Here is a 16840-nt window from a genome sequence, read left to right as displayed (position 1 = left end):
GGGCGGCACATATTATTGCAGAGGACGCGCGCTTTCGCCACCCCTCCGTCAAAGCGGCGAAGCCGTTTCGCTTTAATCATTAATCCGAATAAAAAATCCCGCTTTAATTATTATGGCGTTCAAAACCCTTTCTGATATAATCAAATCGGAGATTTCCGAAAAGGCGGAGGATGAATGGACGACTACAGAATAACCCTCGACAATACGGACCGGCGGATACTCGCGATACTTCAGGAAAACGCGAGGACGGCCTTCACGGAGATAGGCCGCGCCGTCGGGCTCACCTCCCCCGCCGTCAAGGAGCGCGTCGTGCGCATGGAGCAGGCGGGGCTCATAAAATCCTACCGCGCCGACATCGACTATACGATGCTCGGACGCCAGCTCCGCGCGATGGTCATGCTCAAGGTCAAGAGCTACGACAGGCTGACAGAAAGGCACAACGTATCTATTGTCAGGAAGATAGACGGCGTCGTGCGCGCGTGGGACGTGACGGGCGACGTCGAGTGCATCGCCGACGTGGCGGTGCCGTCGATGAAGGAGCTCGACGCCGTCCTCGCGAAATTCTCCGCGCTCGGCTTCGCGACGACGACATACCTCGTGCTCGAGGACACGGGCGAGCTTCCGGCCTCCCCAGACGGCAGCGGCAAGTAGCAGGTTCATACAAAAATCCAGGACGGGAAAAATAAATCACGGGCGCGGAGTCACCACACGCCCGTTGATTATTTGTCGCCGCCGGTGCATGACGGCGAGAGTTTGAGGTGTTGCTCCGGGCGGCCGCGTTTCCCCTAAAACGCCTTCGCCCCGAGGCGGCTGTAAATATATCAAAAAAATTTTTTCGCCGCCACGCTGAGACGAAAGCGTCTCGCCCCGTTTTTCAACAAAATTAAATTAAATCGGCCGCGGCGCTTTAATTCTTTTTCCGCCTTCTCCGCGGCTGCCGCGCGCGCTCTGGTATAATCAGACGCGGTTATTTTTTCTGCGAAAGGCGGGCGGCGCGGTGCGCGAAAGGACTATACAGCTTGACGAGACGGATTGGCGCATAATAAGGGCTCTCAGGGAGAACGCAAGGGCGACCTTCACGGAGATAGGGCGCGCCGTCGGCCTGACCTCTCCAGCCGCGCGCGAGCGCGTGCGGCGCATGGAGGAGGCTGGGCTGATAGAGGGTTACCGTCCCGTGTTTAACTACTCCGTGATGGGCATCGGCATAAAGGCGATAATCCTGATGAAGTCGAAGAGCGACTCCCGCGTCGCCGAAAAGCATTACTTCCGCCTGCTCCCCGCCGTGCGCGAGCTGGAGGGCATCGTGCGCGCGTGGGACGTGACTGGCGACGTCGTATGCATAGCGGAGGCCGCCGTGCCCTCGATGAAGGAGCTGGACGAGCTTCTCGACAAGCTGCACCACCTCGAGCTTCACACGACGACCTACATAGTTTTCGAAGATACGGGCGAGCTTCCGGCCTTTCCGCCGGAGGCCGCAAAGTAACGCACGTAGACGTTACGGCGTAAAAAGCACAAAAAAGCGGCGGCTTTCCGTTTTGTCGGGAAGCCGCCGCGAAGTTTCTGAAACTCGCCTCAGCCGAGACGGTTCGCCCTCAGGCAGAAGAAGACGCTTATCGCGAGGAAGACGAGGTTCGCAACCCAGGCCGCAAGCAGCGGCGGGAGCGAGCCGCTCTCGCCGAGCGCGCGCCCGAAGGACATTATCACGTAGTAGACGAAGATTATTATGACGCTGAAGCCGAGGCCGACGCTCGAGCTGGAACGCTGCGGCCTGCTGCCGAGCGCCGCGCCGAGTATGCCGAAGATGAGGCAGGCCCACGGCACCGCGAGACGCAGATGGAAGGCCATCCAGAGGTCTCCCGCCTCCGCGCCTGTTTTGCCGCGTATCTCTATCGCGCGCAGCAGCTCCGGTATCGTCATTTCGTCCGGCTTTCTGTCGTTCGCTGAAATCTCGTCCGGGGCCATGTTGAGCATGAGCGCCTGGCGGTTGAACTTGAAGAGCAGGCCGACTTCCTTCGTCTCCTTTATCTCGTAGACCGCGCCGTCGGTGAGCCACCAGCTTCCGGAGATCCATTCGCCGGTCTTAGCCGCGATGACGCGCGCCAGGCGGCCGCCTTCGAATTCCTCGACGACGACGTTCTCCATCTGCTTAGTCTTGTTGTCCATCTTGTCGATGTAGATGACGCGCTCGACCGCGCCGCCGCCCTCTTCCTTGAGGAAGACCTTCGCCTTGAAGACCGGCGCGGACTCGTGGAGCACCTCGTACTTCATGACATTCGCCGCCGCGCGTTCGCTCATCGGGACGATGCTCTCGTTGATGACGAGGGCGCATATCGATATGACGAAGGCTGCCGCGACGACGGGGCGCACGATGCGCTGAAACGAGAGCCCCGCGGACTTGAGCGCGACTATCTCGGAGTTCGCGGAAAGCTTTCCGAAGCCGAGCAGCGCGGCGAGCAGACAGCTCATCGGTATAGTGAAGACGACGAGCCTCGGCATGTAATAGATGAAGAGTCTTATGACTATGCCTATAGAAACGCCCTGCTGTATTATGAGCTCCGCCATCTGGAAGAGCAGGCCGCCCGCGACGAGGATTATCGTAAAGGCGACGAGGCCGAAGAAAAACGGCGCTTTCAGCTCGTTCAGTATGAAACGGTCAAGAGCTCTTATCTTAAACGATGATATATTCAACAGATATTCTCTCCGTCGTTGATTCTGATTATCATGTCGGCGCACTCGCGGATCGCGCCGCGCCCTCCGGCGCTGCGCGTAACGTAGCGCGCGGCTTCGAGCACCTCGGGGCGCGCGTTGGCGACAGCTATGCCGAGGCCCGCCCAGCGTATGCAGTCGATGTCGGGCAGGTCGTCGCCGGCGTACGCGGTCTCCGCCGCGCTCGCTCCGAACTCAGCTGCGATTTTTTCAAGCTCAGGCAGCTTGTCCTTTATGCCGTTGACGCAGCGCGTAATCTTCAAATCCTCCGCGCGCCTCTGCGTCGGGGCCGAGAAGCGCCCGCTGATGAAGACGACCTTGACGCCCTTCCTCAGGAGCCGGGCTATCCCCTGCCCGTCCTGCACGTCGAAGCGCTTCATCTCGCCGCCCGCGCCGTCCATGTAGATGCCGCCGTCGGTCAGCGTGCCGTCGACGTCCATCGCGAACAGTTTTATCAAGCTATTCCTCCGCCTTGCGCTCCCAGTCGTGCGTCACGCGCGGCGTGAAGCCCCTCGTGCTCTCCGCGGCGAAGTCGAGTATCATCTTCGCCTCCGCGTCGCCGGGGTACTTCTCCGCGAGCTGCTTCAGCGCCTCTTTCATCGGAAGCGCCGAATTGTATATGAGCTTGTACATGTCGCGAATCTTGCGGCGCGTGGACGACTCGAAGCCGCGGCGGCGCAGGCCGACCTTGTTGATGTCGAATACGCGCAGCGGTATCCCCGCCGCGAGGCAGTAGGGCGGCACGTCCTGCGTTATGCGCGAAAGGCCGCCTATCATGCAGTAGGAGCCTATATGGGTGAACTGATGAAAGCCGGTCATGCCGCCTATTACGACGTAGTCGCCGACGACGACGTGGCCCGAGATGCCGGACTTGTTCGCTATCGTGCAGTCATGGCCGATGCGGACGTTGTGCGCGAGGTGGACGTTCTCCATGATGAAGCATCCGTCGCCGACCTGCGTCACGTTGCCCTCGCCCGCGGCGCGGTTCACCGTGACGAACTCGCGGCAGACGACCCTGTCGCCGAGGATGGCCCACGTCTCTTCGCCGCGGTAGCTGAGGTCCTGCGGCAACCCGCCGATAACCGCGTGTTCGTGAATCACGCAGCCGGCGCCCATCCTCGTGTAATCGCATACGCGCGAGAAGGCGCGCAGCTCGGAGCCGTCGCCTATCTCGACTTTAGGGTCGACTATGCAGTAGGGGCCTATCTTTACGTTTTCGCCGAGCTTCGCCTCTTTGGCGACTATCGCGGTAGGGTGTATTTGAACGCTCATTTCTTGTCTTCCGCCTCTAGCGTAAGGCCCGAAGCGATATGGAAGCCCATCTCCGCCTGCGCGACTATCTCGCCGTCGACCGTAGCCACAAACTCGAATTTGCCCATGCTGCCGCGGCGTCTCTTGAGCCTCGCGGTCGTGCGGAGCTGGTCGCCGGGCTTTACGGGCTTGCGGAATTTTGCGTTGTCTATGGAAGTCAAATAGACCAGCTTGCGCTCGCCCGTCTGGAATTCCTTCTGCATCTTCATGAGCACCGCGCCGACCTGCCCCATCGCCTCAAGGATGAGCACTCCCGGCATCACGGGCTCGTCGGGGAAATGTCCCTGGAAGAAAGGCTCGTTGAAGGTGACGTTCTTGTAGCCCGTCACCTCTTTCACCGTGTCGGTGTCGATGACCTCCTCGATCCTGTCAACAAGCAGAAAGGGGTATCTGTGCGGAAGCAGCCCCATTATCTCGTTGATGTTAATTTGCATGAAAAATCTTCCTCCCTGGCGGTGCCTCGGCAGCGCCTGAAAAATTTATAATGGAAAAATCGTCCGTATCCTTCTCGCGAGCTTGCCGTGAATACTGTGGCCTGCCGCTATCGCGACGTAATGCGCCGTCGGAATAGGTCCGGCGAGCGTCAGGTCGCCGAGCAGGTCTATCACCTTATGCGTGACGCACTCGAGCGGGAAACGCAGTGAAGCGTCCCCCACAAGTCCTTCGCCGTCGAATACAAGCGCGTTGTCGAGGCTTCCACCTTTTGCGAGGCCGTTCCGCCTAAGATAATCAAGCTCGGACGTGAGTCCGAACGTTCTTGCTTTAGAGATTATATTATAAAAAGTCTCGCGTGTGACATCGTAAGTGACATTTTGTGTGCCGACCGGAGTGCCGGAATAATCTATGACGTAGCTGACGCAGAGCTTTTCCGAGGGGACGGCGGCGAGGAAGCGCTTTCCGCCGTTCTCCTCGAGCGCTATCGGGGCGGAGAGCGCGCGGCGAGGCGTTTCGCCCGGCGCGTCGGCGAAGCCGGTTTCGTTTATCGCTTCCGCGAACGGAAAGGCGCTGCCGTCCATTATCGGCACTTCGCCGCCCTCGAGGACTATTTCGACGGCCTCGAGCTCCATGCCAACTATCGCCGCGAGCATGTGCTCGCCGGTCCTTACGGCGACGCGGTTCGGAAGCGAGAAGCCGGTAAGCCGCTGGTCCTCTTCGACTACCGCCTCGACGACGTTGGAGAGTTCGCCAGCTTTGTTGGCAAACCAGATGCCGGGCCGCTCCGACGGCATGAGGCGAACCGTCGTCTTCTCTCCGGAATGAAGGCCGACGCCCGATATTTTTATCTCGTTTTTAAGCGTTTTCATCTTCGAGCCTCTTTTCGAGCGCCGCCATGCGCTTGCCGAGCTCCTTCACGCTCGAAGCCATCTCCGGAAGCTGGCGGACCGCCGCCTGCAGACGAAGCTCTTTCCTGTGGTCCTGGGCCGGGAAGCCCGAGACTATTGAGCCGGCCGGAACGTCGGCCGTCACGCCGCCGCGCCCGCCGACCGTGCAGCCGTCGCCGACCGAAGCGTGGTTCGCCGTGCCGGACTGCGCGGCCATGATGACCCTGTTCCCTATATGGCTGCTGCCGGCTATGCCGGACTGCGCGACTATTATCGTGTAGGCGCCTATCTGGCAGTTGTGGCCTATCTTCACGTGGCTGTCAATCTTCGTGCACTTGCCTATGTAGGTCTCGCCGAAGGTCGCCCGGTCGACCGAGCTGAAAGCGCCGATCTCTACGCCGTCGTCAAGGCGCGCGATGCCTATCTGCGGAATCTTCACCATGCCCGCCTTCGGGTCCGGCAGGAAGCCGAAGCCGTCGCATCCGACCACGGCGTTCGCGTGAAGCACGCAGCCGTCGCCGAGCACGCTGTGGTGAAAGACTACCGCGCCGGGCTCTATTACGCAGTTTTTCCCGACAGTCACGCCGCAGTCGATAAACACGTTCTCCATAATGACTGTGCCGTCGCCGACCGAGGCTCCGGCCTTTATCACGCTTCCCGCGCCGACGGCGACGTTTTCTCCGAGCGTCGCGTCTTTATCGACGAGCGCGCGCTCCGAGACGGTACGCTCGCGCTCCGGCGCTTCGTCAAAGAATTTCAGCAGCGCGATGAGCCCGGCGCGCGGCTCGTCAAGCTCGACGCCGCTCTGCCCTTCCTTGACCCAGCCTTTTTTCGTAAAGAGCACGGGGCATCCTGCGGCGAACTTTTCAAGCTTTTTCTCCCAGAGCGGGGAAATCGCCCCATCCTTCGGCCTTCTCGGGTCGGATATGGAGGATATTTTAATTTCCGGGTCGCCGACCACGCTCCCGCCCGTGAGCTCCACGATTTGTGCAAGAGTTATGACTTTAGCCATGTCGTTCATTCCTCTCCGCGCGCTACAGGTTGCCTATCATTTTCAGGCTCCACCTGTCTTCGTCGCGCTCGTCGTATTCGACTTCAAAAGATATATATTCCGTGGCGCGCCAGCCGAGAGCGCCGTTAAAGACGCCGTCCTCGCGCAGGCGAATCCATGCGTACGGCTTGTGAAGCTCCGCGTCGAGCGACAGCTTTCCCCACCACATTTCGTCCTCGGTGTCCCATTCGCCGCCGAGCCAGAGATTACGCACCATAGGCCTCCAGCGCAGGCCGAAACGCCCGTCGATATCCCAATCGCGCAGCCCTAGTATTCCTTCCGCGTAGGCCTCCATATCCAAATCCCGGATAATTTCGACCTTGCGCCCAAGGTGGAGCCCAAGCTCCGCAGACTTATCGGAGGTGCCGGCGTAAATCGTCGCCCAGGCGGCGATTGTGTAGTTGCGGCTCTCTATCCTGACGTTCATGTTGGATATCTGCGAGGCCTGGAACGACGCCTCGGCGGACGAGTTCGAACGCCGCACCAGCATCTGGTCGTTGATATAGCCCTCTGTCCACCGCGCCAGGTCCGCCGAATGTTTGGACGCCCATTTGACCGGAAGTCCCACGAGCGGCGCGAGATGCCCCTGAAGGTCGTCGCGGAACTCTCCGTAGAGAAGCGTCGGGAGCGACGTCGACGTGAACGACGGGTTGACAGCGAGGATCATCGGCATCTGCGGGACAAACGAGACTGAAAGCACCGCCTCGGCGTCGCCGCGCGTGACGAGCATCTCCGGCGTCCAGCCGGGAAGCCGCTCCTCTGCGAGCGCGTTGATTTTTTCCTGCAGAGCCCTGTCGGACCACGAGAGGGACGCAAGCGGCACTCCCTGAAGAAGCACGGAAATTTCATCCGCAAGCCCAACCATGTCCTCCTGGAACCATTCAAGCGGCATATCGCGCAACGACGGCACGGACACGTCGACGCGCCAGAAAAGCTCCTCGCCCGCGGCGTCGAACTTCACAACCGCGGAGCCGCTCCCGCGCGACACAGCCGATATGCGGTAGCCCGAAAAGAGCCTCCGAGCCACCGTCTGCAGAATCTCCGCGCGATACGCCGGGCTGCCGGACTGCGGAATACTTTCCGCAACCGCGGTCAGCGTCTGAACGGCAAGCTCCTCCTGCCACTCCTTCAACCCTTCGGCCGTTATAGAAACGGCCCACGCCGGTCCGGAGGCAAGCAAAAATGTTGCGGCAATAAAAATTGCCGCAACTATACTCTTATATGACTTTTTTAGAGACTTAGAAGAGCTCTCCGAAGCCAAAAACAAATCTATCTTCATTACCACTTGCATAGTCGAGACGCAGGTTGCCGAGCGGAGTGTTGAGTCTTATCCCAACCCCGGGAGAGTCTCCCCAATCATCATCTCCGTAAATTTTCTCTTCACCTGTTCCTGGGTAAGTCCGTCCAGAATCCCATGCCCTACCTATATCGTAGAAAAATACTAGACTGAACATCTTCTGGACAGGGATGCGAAGCTCAACATTAGCGAGCACCATGTTGCGTCCGTGGTAGTAGTCGTCATCATAGCCACGTAGAGTTGTGTCTCCGCCGACCTCATAAAGCTCGTCGTACGGCACGTCTCCGCTCGAAGAACCAGCCACTACACGCGCAGCAAGAATGACAGGCTTGCCATCTACACCGTCAAGGAATGAGGTCTCGAATATATCTTTGAGGAAATTCCCGATCGGATAGTAGAAACGGCCTTCGAACCAGTATTTAACATAGTCATAGCTGACTCCCTCAACGTCTGCCTGTCCGACTTGAACGTTGATGGACTCAATATCACCTTTTTGGTAAGGCAGATACTCATCAAGATTGAAACGACGGAAAGTCGCTGTCGCAGAATAGTAGTCGCCTTCACCTAATTCTTCTTCTCTTATATCTCGTATAATCTCGTTCACGGAATTATAGTGTTGACGCCCCGGATAGTGGTCCCATATAGAACTATTCTCATCAAATCTGAGGTTATCATTTTTTGTATTATGCCAGTCTAACAGCAAATACCAGTTATACTGAGATTCCTCTGCAAATTTCTTACCAAACCCGACAAAGGCACCAAAGCGCTCTCTGTCATACTCAATATATTCCGTATCGTCTTCATAGTAGTAAATGTCGTCCCACGCGCGTTTATAAACTCCGACGCGCCATGCAAAAATCTTGCTGCTCATGTACGGCTGTTCGATTGTGAGCCAATACTCTTCACGGTCGCCCAGCTCAAAGCCAACGCTGAGCCTGTTGCCCGTTCCCCAAATATTTGAGTTCTCGTAGCTCATACCGCCGCCGAAGCCGCTCTGCGTTCCGTAGGCTACGTTGAAGCCGAGACGGCCCGTGCGTGCCTCTTCAACTGTGAGAACTAGGATGACTTCGTCCGGATTCTCGCCCGGCTCGAAGTTGACGTTCACGTCGCTGAAATATCCGAGCCCCTGCAGGCGGTTCAGCGTCAGGCGCAGCTCGTTCGAGTTGAATTTCTCGCCAACCTTGACCCTTATGTAGCGCTCTATGATTTTCGTCTTTGTGATTCTGTTGCCCTGAATGACTATCTCTGAGACCTTCGGCTCAAGTATTTCGACTGTAATGATGTCGCCGTCGATCTTTACGTCGCGGACGTTAGCCATTACGTAGCCGTCAGCCTGGTATTTTTCTTTGATTCTCTGGAGGTCGTTGCGGAAGAATGTGCGGTTGAAGATCATTCCCGGCTGCGTGAATACGATCTTGCTCAGCTCTTCGCTCGAGTAGACCGTGTTGCCTACGAAGCGTATCTCTCCGACCTTCGGGTTCTCCTGGACGAGGAAGGTTACGTTCACACCGCCTTCGACATCTGTGACTCTATAGTCGGTTGCGTTGAAGAAACCGAGTTCGAATATCGCTTCGGCGTCCTTGCGCAGCTTCTCGTCGTCTACGTGCTCGCCGACCTTCGTCGTTACGACGCTCATAATGTGCTCGGACGCCACTTCGCTGTTCCCTTCGAGGCCTATGTTCATTATGACAGGCCCTGCGAGCTCCGCCATAGACGGGGGCTCGGGAAGGGCTTCCTCATGCTGCGGCGTCTGCATGCCGCTCGGAGAAGAGAAGCCGCCGCTGAAAGCTCCCGAAGAGAAGCCGGACGGCATACTGTCTTGGGCATCCGGGCTCCCGTCAGCCGCATACCCCGTCTGCGAGGCCATCATAAGCGCGGCTAGAGAGAGCGCCAGCAATTTGGTTCGCTTCAACACAAAATACCACTCCTTGAAACAAAAAACTGAATCAGCTTCAAGCCTAATTTATTATCTTTATAGCAGGGGTGTCCCCTCTGAGGCTTTTTTCTCCAATCTGTATCAGCGTCAGCAGCTCTTCCGGCTTGATTCTGTCGGCGCGCGGCGCCGGAGCCTTTTCCGGAACGTCGGTAATCTGGCGCTCCACCATCCTCGCCGTCAGCTTGCGCTTTGCTGCGGGCGCTTCTTTCTCCGCCTTGCGAATCGCGACGTTGCTTTCCTTCAGATTAGCGCGAAGCATCTGCAGAAGCTCTTTTTCCTCCGCTGTGACGAGCGTGAATTCCTCGAATTTATTCTCCGCTCCAGTCGGAAGCGCGGCTATATTCTGCGGTTTTCCGCTTTCGACGGCTATCGGAAATGTGCAGAGACACACAATCGCCATCGCGATGCCGAAGGAGCGCGCGCCGAAGGAAGCGCACGTTCTGAAATTGAACGAACGCTTCGGCTCGACGGATTCCTCCGCCTTCTCCCACAGCTCGTCGCGGACCATGCGAAGCTCCGCCGACAGGCAGTCAGCCTCGGCGACCGCGGATTTCCACTTTTTATTTTCACAGGCCGCCGTCAGCCGGTCGAGCCATCTTTGAAGTCTTGCTGTTTTGTTAGTCATTTAAATCATCCCCGGCCGCTTCAGCGGCCTGCGTCTAGGCCTTGGATGCCGCCTGCGAGCCCTCGATGCCAAGCCATGTCTTCAGCTTCGACAGGGCCTTTCTGCGTATCCGGTAAACGTTGCTCACGTCGAGAGACTTCTCCGCCGCAACTTCGTTTGCGACGCGCCCTTCCATGACCAGCGCGTTGATTATATCCGACTCGCGTTCCGAAAGCTGCGAAAGCGCCTTTTCGAGGTCTATCGACCACTCGCTGCGGCTCGATGCGTCGCTGAACGCCGCGCCCTCTTCCTCGCGGCTCTCAAAGGCCGCGTCCTCGACCGGCGTCGGGGCCTTGGCCTCCACGCGCTGCAGGAAATTTATCATTCTGCCGTTGATTTTATAATAGGCGTACGTTGAGAAACAGATATTCCTGCCTGGGTCGAAGGAATCGACGGCGTTTATGAGCGCCAGCATTCCCTCCTGAATCAAATCCTGGTAGGTGTTGTAGGGAACCTTCAATTTCTTCGCGAGCCAATAGACCATCGGCCTGTTGGCGAGTATGAGCTGTTCTCTCGCTTCGTCGCTTCCGGCGGCGCACTCGGCCCAGAGCTTTGAGTCGTCCCGGCGCGCGCCGGCTTCGTATTCCGTAGTTTTTTTCATGCTATCCCGCCTTTTTGCCCACGCCCGCATAACTGCGGACGGACGAAGGTCTGCACAATTTTTTCTATTTTACCACACGCGGCGCGCATCTGCGCTATGCGAGCGGCAAATCTGCGATTTCATCCTCCGGGACGAGCATGTGCAGCGTATCGTTGAGGAACGACAGCGTGACCTTTCCGTTCTTATCCACGCTGACCGCCGATATAGAGCAGTTGTCGATGCGCATTTTCCAGAAGATGTTCGAGCGGGGGATGCCGAGCAGAGGCAGGAAAAGCGCGCGGAACATAGCGCCATGCCCTACGACGACTATACGCTCCTCGTGACGCGACACCAGCTCTTCCGCCGCGCGCGACGCGCGCTCGTAAACGGTGTCGGCTGACTCGCCGCCGGGGACGCTGACGTGAAGCTCGTTCCTGCGCCACTTATAGAAAAGCTCCTCGCCGCTGTGCGCTTTTATCTCCGGGACGGTGAGCCCCTCCCACTCGCCGAAGTTCACCTCCGAAAGCAGCGGATTCTTTTCTATCCGGAGCCCGGGATGATAGGCGGCGATACGTCCGGCCGTCTCGAAGGCTCTGTCGAGCGGGCTGCATATAACGGCGTCTATATCGAGCTTTGACAAACGAAGCCCCGCGCGATTCGCCTGCTCCATTCCTTCGGCGCAGAGCGGAACGTTCGTCGCTCCCTGATAACGGAACTGATTGTTCCACTCGGTTTTGCCGTGACGGACGAAGTATATCTTCCGCCCGCCGTCTGGCGCGCTCAGCCCCGGCGCCTCGTCTATGTCCTTTTTATAATCAACTGTCAATCCTTTGCGCCTCTTTTCAAAGTTTCACTTAATTTTATAATATCAACCGTTCATTAAGTTGACAATATCCGAGGCGCGCAGCGTGAAAAGTTTCATATTTATATTACGGAAGCGCTGCTGCACAAAAGCAATAAAAAAGCCCTCCGTAACGGAGAGCTATATATTCTATGAATGGAGCCAGCGTCCGGACTCGAACCGGAGACCTGCGCATTACGAGTGCGCTGCTCTACCAACTGAGCTACGCTGGCCTCTCTTTGGAGCGGACAACGGGATTCGAACCCGCGACCCTTAGCTTGGGAAGCTAATGCTCTACCAACTGAGCTATGTCCGCGATTCAACGCGGGATATAATATCACATCTTTTGAATTAGCGCCACTGTTTTTTTCAAATTTGGCGGCGAATTTTCGCGTTTTTTCTCCATTACGCGCGCGGGCCGCGGAAGCGCAGTATGCGCAGCGGGCTGCCTGGCCCGGCGCTGAAGGTCATGTCTCCGGCTCCGGCGGGGACGAAGAACTGCGCCGTTTTTTCGAGGCGGTATTCGCGTCCTCCCGCCGCGCAGCTTCCGCATCCTTCGAGTACGTAGAGGCCGCTGAACGACGGCAGGCCGGGGACGGTAAGGCTGCCTGAGACACGCAGCTCGTCGAGGCGGAACATCGGCGTGTTTTCGTATCCCACAAGCGTAGCCGATTCGCCTGCTTCGCCGGTCTTCACGTTCGACGGCTTGATGAAGTACTTCCGCATTATCTCTTCGCGGCTCGTCTCTTCGTAATGGAACACGTCGAACATTTTGTCAAAGCCGAGCCCCTGATGGCAGAGGAAGTCGTCGACGGCGAAGCCGCTCGGCGTCGTCCGCTCAACGAGAATGGTGAAGTCCGTCGGCTCCTGTATCTCTACGAGGAAGCATCCCGCGCCTATCGCGTGCGGCATTCCGCCTTCGATGAGTATCGTGTCGCCGGCTTTGACGTCGAAGCGCTCAAGCGAGTCGAGCATGCCGTCGAGGTCCTGCTTGTCGAAGAGCTCTTTCCAGCGCTCGCGCGTGACGCCGCGCTTGAAACCGAGGTAGATGCACGGCTTTTCGCCGTTTATTTCGCGCCCGCCGAGGATGTGCCAGCATTCCGTCTTGCCGTGCGGGCTTGAGAAGAGCGCTCGCGCCGTCGGGATGTCTGGGTGCGCCTGTATCGTAAGCCGTTCGGAGCTGTCGATGATTTTGACGAGTACGCCGAGGTCGCACTTCTCCCCCGCCGCGTGTCCCGCGCCGAGGTATTCCGCGGGATTCGCTTCAATCAGCTCTTTCAGCGCGGTCTGCGTTCCGTATATATGGCTGAGCCCCTCGTCCTTCACGTCCTCGCGCCCGACGTTTCTTGCGGCGACCACGGACATTATCCATTCCTCAGGAAAATGTCCATCCTCGCCGTTCGTTTTTCCGTGCAGCGCGTCTATCATGCGTCCGCCGAGGTAGGTTCTCCAGACTCTGGGGTTGTCCAGGCGGATGAGAGCTTCTTTGTCTTTCGCAATGTTTTCCACGTTCAACACCTCTCGCTACAGTTTAGCACATCGCCGCCGTGGACGAGAGTGCTGCGCGTCTTTCCGAGATACGAAAAGGGAGCGCCAGCGGCGGACGCTCCCTTGAATTTACTTTTGCGGCAAAAGCTGCGGCGTTAGAAGTTGCCGATGCTCGCGACCATGACGGCCTTGATTGTGTGCATACGGTTTTCGGCTTCGTCGAACTGGCGCGCGTGGCGGGACTCGAAGACGTCTTCGGTCACTTCGTTGCCCTTCACCGCGGGGAGGCAGTGGAGGAAGATGACGTCGTCGTTGCCGGTCGCTTCGATGAGTTCTCTGTTGACCTGGTAGGGCTGGAGCAGCGCCTTGCGCTCGGCGGCCTTCGCCTCTTCGCCCATCGACGCCCAGACGTCGGTGTATATCGCGTCGGCGCCCTTGACGGCGGCCTTCGGGTCGTCGGTGATGGTTATCGTCGCGCCGGACTCGCAGTCCTTCGCGATCTGCTCGCACTCGGCGACGAGCGCGGGATCGGGGAAGAGTTCCTTCGGCGAGCCGACTACGAAGTGCATGCCCATCTTCGCCGCGCCTATCATGAGGGAGTTCGCGACGTTGTTGCGTCCGTCTCCGACGTAGACGAGGCGGATGCCCTTGAGGCGTCCGAAGTTCTCGCGAATCGTGAGGAAGTCGGCGAGGACCTGCGTCGGATGATAGTCGTCGGTGAGGCCGTTCCAGACGGGGACGCCCGCGTACTTCGCGAGGTCTTCGACTACCTTCTGGCTGAATCCGCGGAACTCGATGCCGTCGAACATGCGGCCGAGGACGCGCGCCGTGTCGGCGACGTCTTCCTTATGGCCGAGCTGGATGTCGTTCTTGCCGAGGTACTCGGGATGTCCGCCTTCGTCGATCGCCGCGACGGTGAAGGCGCAGCGTGTGCGCGTCGATGGCTTTTCGAAGATGAGCGCGACGTTCTTGCGCTCAAGCAGGTTGCCCTTTATGCCGGCGCGCTTTTTATTCTTGAGGTCGGCGGCAAGGTCGAGGAGATATTCAATCTCCGCCGGCGTATGGTGCTTCAGAGAGATAAGGTGGCGGTTGCGAAGATTCACAGGCATTTGGATTGCTCCCTTCATGAGTTTTGTATTGGTTTGTGGTTCTTATTGCGCTTTTGATTTTCGGCGTTCAGCGGACGGGGCCGCGGTTCAGCGGCATCGACATGCAGCGAGGGCCGCCGCGTCCGCGCCCGAGCTCCGGCCCTTCGAGCTCGAGCACCTCTACGCCGTTGTCGCGTAGCAGCTTCGAGGCGTTCTTGTTGCGGTTGTAGGTGACTACCTTGCCCGGGGCCACGGCGAGCGTGTTGCAGCCGTCGTGCCACTGCTCGCGCGCCGTCTCGGCCTCGTCGCGCCCGTTCATGACTATGAGGCGCAGCTTCTCGACTTCGAGCGTTTCTGCGACGGCGCTGCGCCAGTCCTTTTTCTGCTCGAGCTTCATAAGTATTCCCTCGTCGGAATAATCTAGCTGCCACACCTTGAGCGACTCGAGTAGCGGCGGATAGATGCAGAAGGCGTCTTTATCGACCATCGTGAAGACTGTGTCTAGGTGCATGCAGTAGCGCCCGCGCGGTATCTCGAATGCGAATACGCGCTTTATCGATGTCTTCGCTGCGAGGTTGCGGCCTATGCGCTGCACCGTGGTCGGAGCGGTGCGCTGCGAGACGCCTATAGCGGCGGCCTTATCCGAGAGCACGAGTACGTCGCCGCCCTCGGCCTTCTGCGGCCATACCTCGTCCGGCGCGTCGCCGAAGAGTATGCGCATTCCAGAAAATCTCGGGTGGAAGCGCAGAATATATTTCCAGTAGAGAGGCTCTATCCTGCGCGCCTCGAAGGTCATCTGCCCGAGGATTATGCCGTCGGCGACGGTGATGGCCGGGTCGCGCTGAAAATAGAGGTTCGGTATCGGGTGAATGACGAAGCTGCTGCCGTTCGACACGGAGGCGACGAGGCTCAGCGAACGGTCGCAGACGCCGTTGACCTCTTCTTTCGTCCAGCCCTCTATAAGGTGGTCGGCGAGCTCCTGCGCCGCCATATCCATGAGCACGGGGCGGAATTCGTCGGATATGCGCCTGTCGAGGCATTCGAAGCGGAAGACGTCGTTGATCAGCTCTTCCCTGACCTCGGGACGCGCTATCGCCTCGGCGAGAGTCCTGTTGAAATAGAGGACCTCCGTGCCGTTGGCGCGCAGTATATCCGCAAAGTTGTCGTGCTCGCGCTGCGCCTGTTCGAGCCATAGAAGGTCGTCGAACAAAAGCTCGTCCATGTTGTCGATGGTGAGGCGGTCGATCTCGCGTCCGGGGCGGTGAAGCATGACCTGCTTGAGCTGTCCGGTCTCCGAGAATACACTAAACTCAGATTTTTGGTTCATTTTTACTCCTCTTTTAACTTCCGGCATCAGAACGCAAATCTGCGGCGCAAATTGTTACTTTGAGCGAAAAAACTGAATTATCAACGTTGCACACTTATCTTATATTTTTATCGAAGATAAGTCAACACACGAAGACGAAAAGATATTATGAACTTTTTATTTTTATTGGTTTAGAAGCTCCGCGAATTCCCGCGTGACGATTTCCTCAAATTCGTCCATCGAGCCTCGGCAGACGAAGGCGCCTTTTTTGAATACGATGAAGCCGTCCGGGCAGCCCGCCACGCCGAAGTCCGCGCCTGCGGCCTCCTTCGGGCCGTTGACCTCGCAGCCCATGACGGCGACCGTGACGCCGGGCGCGGCCGCTGGCGGCAGCAGCTTTTTCAGCCGCGCGACGAGCTCCGCGACCTCGACGCGGCGGCGGCCGCAGGTCGGGCAGCTCACGAGCTCCCAGCCGCGGCTGCGGAGGCCGAGCGCCGCAAGGATGTTGTAGCCCGTCTCTACCTCTTCCTCGCCCGGCGCGGTGAGGCTGACGCGCAGCGTGTCGCCCGCCCCCTGCGAGAGCATGAGCGCGATGCCCGCCGCGCCCTTGACGACGCCGGAGTTGCCGTTGCCGGCCTCCGTTATGCCGACGTGGAGCGGGAACGGGTATTTGTTCGCGAGCAGGAGGTTCGCGCGCACAGTCTCCGCAACCGACGAAGATTTTGCCGAGATGATGACGTTTGAAAAGTTTTTGTCGAGCAGCAGCCGCAGCTGTTCTTCGACAGCGAGGACGAGCGCCGCGCCGCGGTCGCCGCCGCAACGTTCGAGCTGCGCGTTGTTGAGCGAACCGCCGTTCGCGCCGATGCGTATGACGACGCCGTTCGCCTCCGCCGCCGCGACGACTTCGGCTAGCCCAGCCGCATGGCTCATGTTTCCCGGGTTGATGCGCACCGAGGGACAGCCCGCGTCGATTGCTGCAAGCGCGAGCCTGTGGTCGAAGTGTATGTCGGCCATGAGCGTCAACGGGGATTGCTTCACGAGCGCGGCGAAGGCAGGCGCGAGCGCGATGTCCGGCAGCGCGACGCGCGCGAGCTCGCAGCCCGCGGCGGCGAGCCGCTCCGTCTCACTCAGGCAGGCCGAGAGGTCTGTGAGCCGGCTTTTGAGCATGCTCTCGACCCTTACGGGAGCGCCCCCTCCAATCTTCAATCCGTTTATCGTTACCGAGCGAGCGCTTCCCATTTTTATCAGCC

At 58.7% G+C, this 16840-nt stretch carries 17 protein-coding genes and 2 tRNA genes; 2 read left to right on the top strand and 17 right to left on the bottom strand.

Annotated features, from left to right (window positions below; all coding sequences use genetic code 11):
• The first annotated feature begins 174 nt into the window (after positions 1–174).
• Together ABGT66_RS07365 and ABGT66_RS07360 are read left to right on the top strand one after the other, a co-directional pair.
• The gene (locus tag ABGT66_RS07365) at positions 175–651 is read left to right on the top strand and encodes an Lrp/AsnC family transcriptional regulator (protein ID WP_346689840.1); all 477 of its coding nucleotides are present in this window, start codon (positions 175–177) and stop codon (positions 649–651) included.
• Positions 652–997: 346 nt separating this feature from the next.
• A complete protein-coding gene (locus ABGT66_RS07360) occupies positions 998–1483 on the top strand; it encodes an Lrp/AsnC family transcriptional regulator (protein ID WP_346689839.1) in 486 nt (161 codons plus the stop codon).
• Between the two features lie 89 nt (positions 1484–1572).
• Here ABGT66_RS07360 and ABGT66_RS07355 read toward each other — a convergent pair whose 3' ends face one another.
• The 17 genes from ABGT66_RS07355 to ispG form a co-directional block, all read right to left on the bottom strand.
• Positions 1573–2688, bottom strand: a complete 1116-nt coding sequence (locus ABGT66_RS07355) for an LptF/LptG family permease (RefSeq protein WP_303147893.1) — start codon at positions 2686–2688, stop codon at positions 1573–1575.
• Positions 2685–3164, bottom strand: a complete 480-nt coding sequence (locus ABGT66_RS07350; protein ID WP_346689837.1) for an HAD-IIIA family hydrolase — start codon at positions 3162–3164, stop codon at positions 2685–2687. Before ABGT66_RS07350 ends, ABGT66_RS07355 begins: the two co-directional genes overlap by 4 nt.
• A gap of 1 nt (position 3165) precedes the next feature.
• Entirely contained in the window at positions 3166–3978 is an 813-nt protein-coding gene (lpxA, locus tag ABGT66_RS07345; RefSeq protein ID WP_294191699.1) for an acyl-ACP--UDP-N-acetylglucosamine O-acyltransferase, read from the bottom strand.
• Positions 3975–4451, bottom strand: a complete 477-nt coding sequence (gene fabZ / locus ABGT66_RS07340) for a 3-hydroxyacyl-ACP dehydratase FabZ (protein ID WP_294191701.1) — start codon at positions 4449–4451, stop codon at positions 3975–3977. Before fabZ ends, lpxA begins: the two co-directional genes overlap by 4 nt.
• A gap of 45 nt (positions 4452–4496) precedes the next feature.
• On the bottom strand, positions 4497–5321 hold the full coding sequence (lpxC, locus tag ABGT66_RS07335) for a UDP-3-O-acyl-N-acetylglucosamine deacetylase (RefSeq protein WP_346689835.1): 825 nt from the start codon (positions 5319–5321) through the stop codon (positions 4497–4499).
• Positions 5308–6351, bottom strand: coding sequence for a UDP-3-O-(3-hydroxymyristoyl)glucosamine N-acyltransferase (gene lpxD, locus ABGT66_RS07330; RefSeq protein WP_346689834.1), 1044 nt, complete (start codon positions 6349–6351; stop codon positions 5308–5310). The genes lpxC and lpxD overlap by 14 nt, the downstream gene beginning before the upstream one ends.
• A 22-nt stretch (positions 6352–6373) precedes the next feature.
• Positions 6374–7522, bottom strand: a complete 1149-nt coding sequence (locus ABGT66_RS07325; protein ID WP_346689833.1) for a hypothetical protein — start codon at positions 7520–7522, stop codon at positions 6374–6376.
• Positions 7523–7628: 106 nt separating this feature from the next.
• Complete coding sequence (locus ABGT66_RS07320; protein WP_346689832.1) at positions 7629–9602, bottom strand: POTRA domain-containing protein; 1974 nt, start codon at positions 9600–9602, stop codon at positions 7629–7631.
• A gap of 43 nt (positions 9603–9645) precedes the next feature.
• Positions 9646–10248, bottom strand: coding sequence for a hypothetical protein (locus tag ABGT66_RS07315; RefSeq protein WP_346689830.1), 603 nt, complete (start codon positions 10246–10248; stop codon positions 9646–9648).
• Positions 10249–10282: 34 nt separating this feature from the next.
• On the bottom strand, positions 10283–10888 hold the full coding sequence (locus tag ABGT66_RS07310) for a sigma-70 family RNA polymerase sigma factor (protein WP_346689828.1): 606 nt from the start codon (positions 10886–10888) through the stop codon (positions 10283–10285).
• Between the two features lie 94 nt (positions 10889–10982).
• Positions 10983–11693: a histidine phosphatase family protein gene (locus tag ABGT66_RS07305; protein ID WP_346689826.1), complete on the bottom strand. Its 711-nt coding sequence runs from the start codon at positions 11691–11693 to the stop codon at positions 10983–10985.
• A gap of 172 nt (positions 11694–11865) precedes the next feature.
• A tRNA-Thr gene (locus tag ABGT66_RS07300) sits at positions 11866–11941 on the bottom strand.
• 7 nt (positions 11942–11948) lie between these two features.
• Positions 11949–12024 (bottom strand) — tRNA-Gly (locus ABGT66_RS07295).
• An 89-nt stretch (positions 12025–12113) separates the two neighbouring features.
• Entirely contained in the window at positions 12114–13217 is a 1104-nt protein-coding gene (locus ABGT66_RS07290) for a class I mannose-6-phosphate isomerase (protein WP_346689824.1), read from the bottom strand.
• 134 nt (positions 13218–13351) lie between these two features.
• A complete protein-coding gene (argF, locus tag ABGT66_RS07285) occupies positions 13352–14305 on the bottom strand; it encodes an ornithine carbamoyltransferase (RefSeq protein WP_300260196.1) in 954 nt (317 codons plus the stop codon).
• A gap of 67 nt (positions 14306–14372) precedes the next feature.
• Positions 14373–15611: an arginine deiminase gene (locus ABGT66_RS07280; RefSeq protein ID WP_346689822.1), complete on the bottom strand. Its 1239-nt coding sequence runs from the start codon at positions 15609–15611 to the stop codon at positions 14373–14375.
• 162 nt (positions 15612–15773) lie between these two features.
• The gene (ispG, locus tag ABGT66_RS07275; protein ID WP_346689820.1) at positions 15774–16829 is read right to left on the bottom strand and encodes a (E)-4-hydroxy-3-methylbut-2-enyl-diphosphate synthase; all 1056 of its coding nucleotides are present in this window, start codon (positions 16827–16829) and stop codon (positions 15774–15776) included.
• Positions 16830–16840 lie beyond the last annotated feature (11 nt).

The organism is uncultured Cloacibacillus sp. (assembly GCF_963926575.1).
Classification (GTDB): Bacteria; Synergistota; Synergistia; order Synergistales; family Synergistaceae; genus Caccocola; species Caccocola faecigallinarum.
Note: the sequence above shows the minus strand (reverse complement) of the source record. Positions and strands in the feature narration are given on the sequence as shown.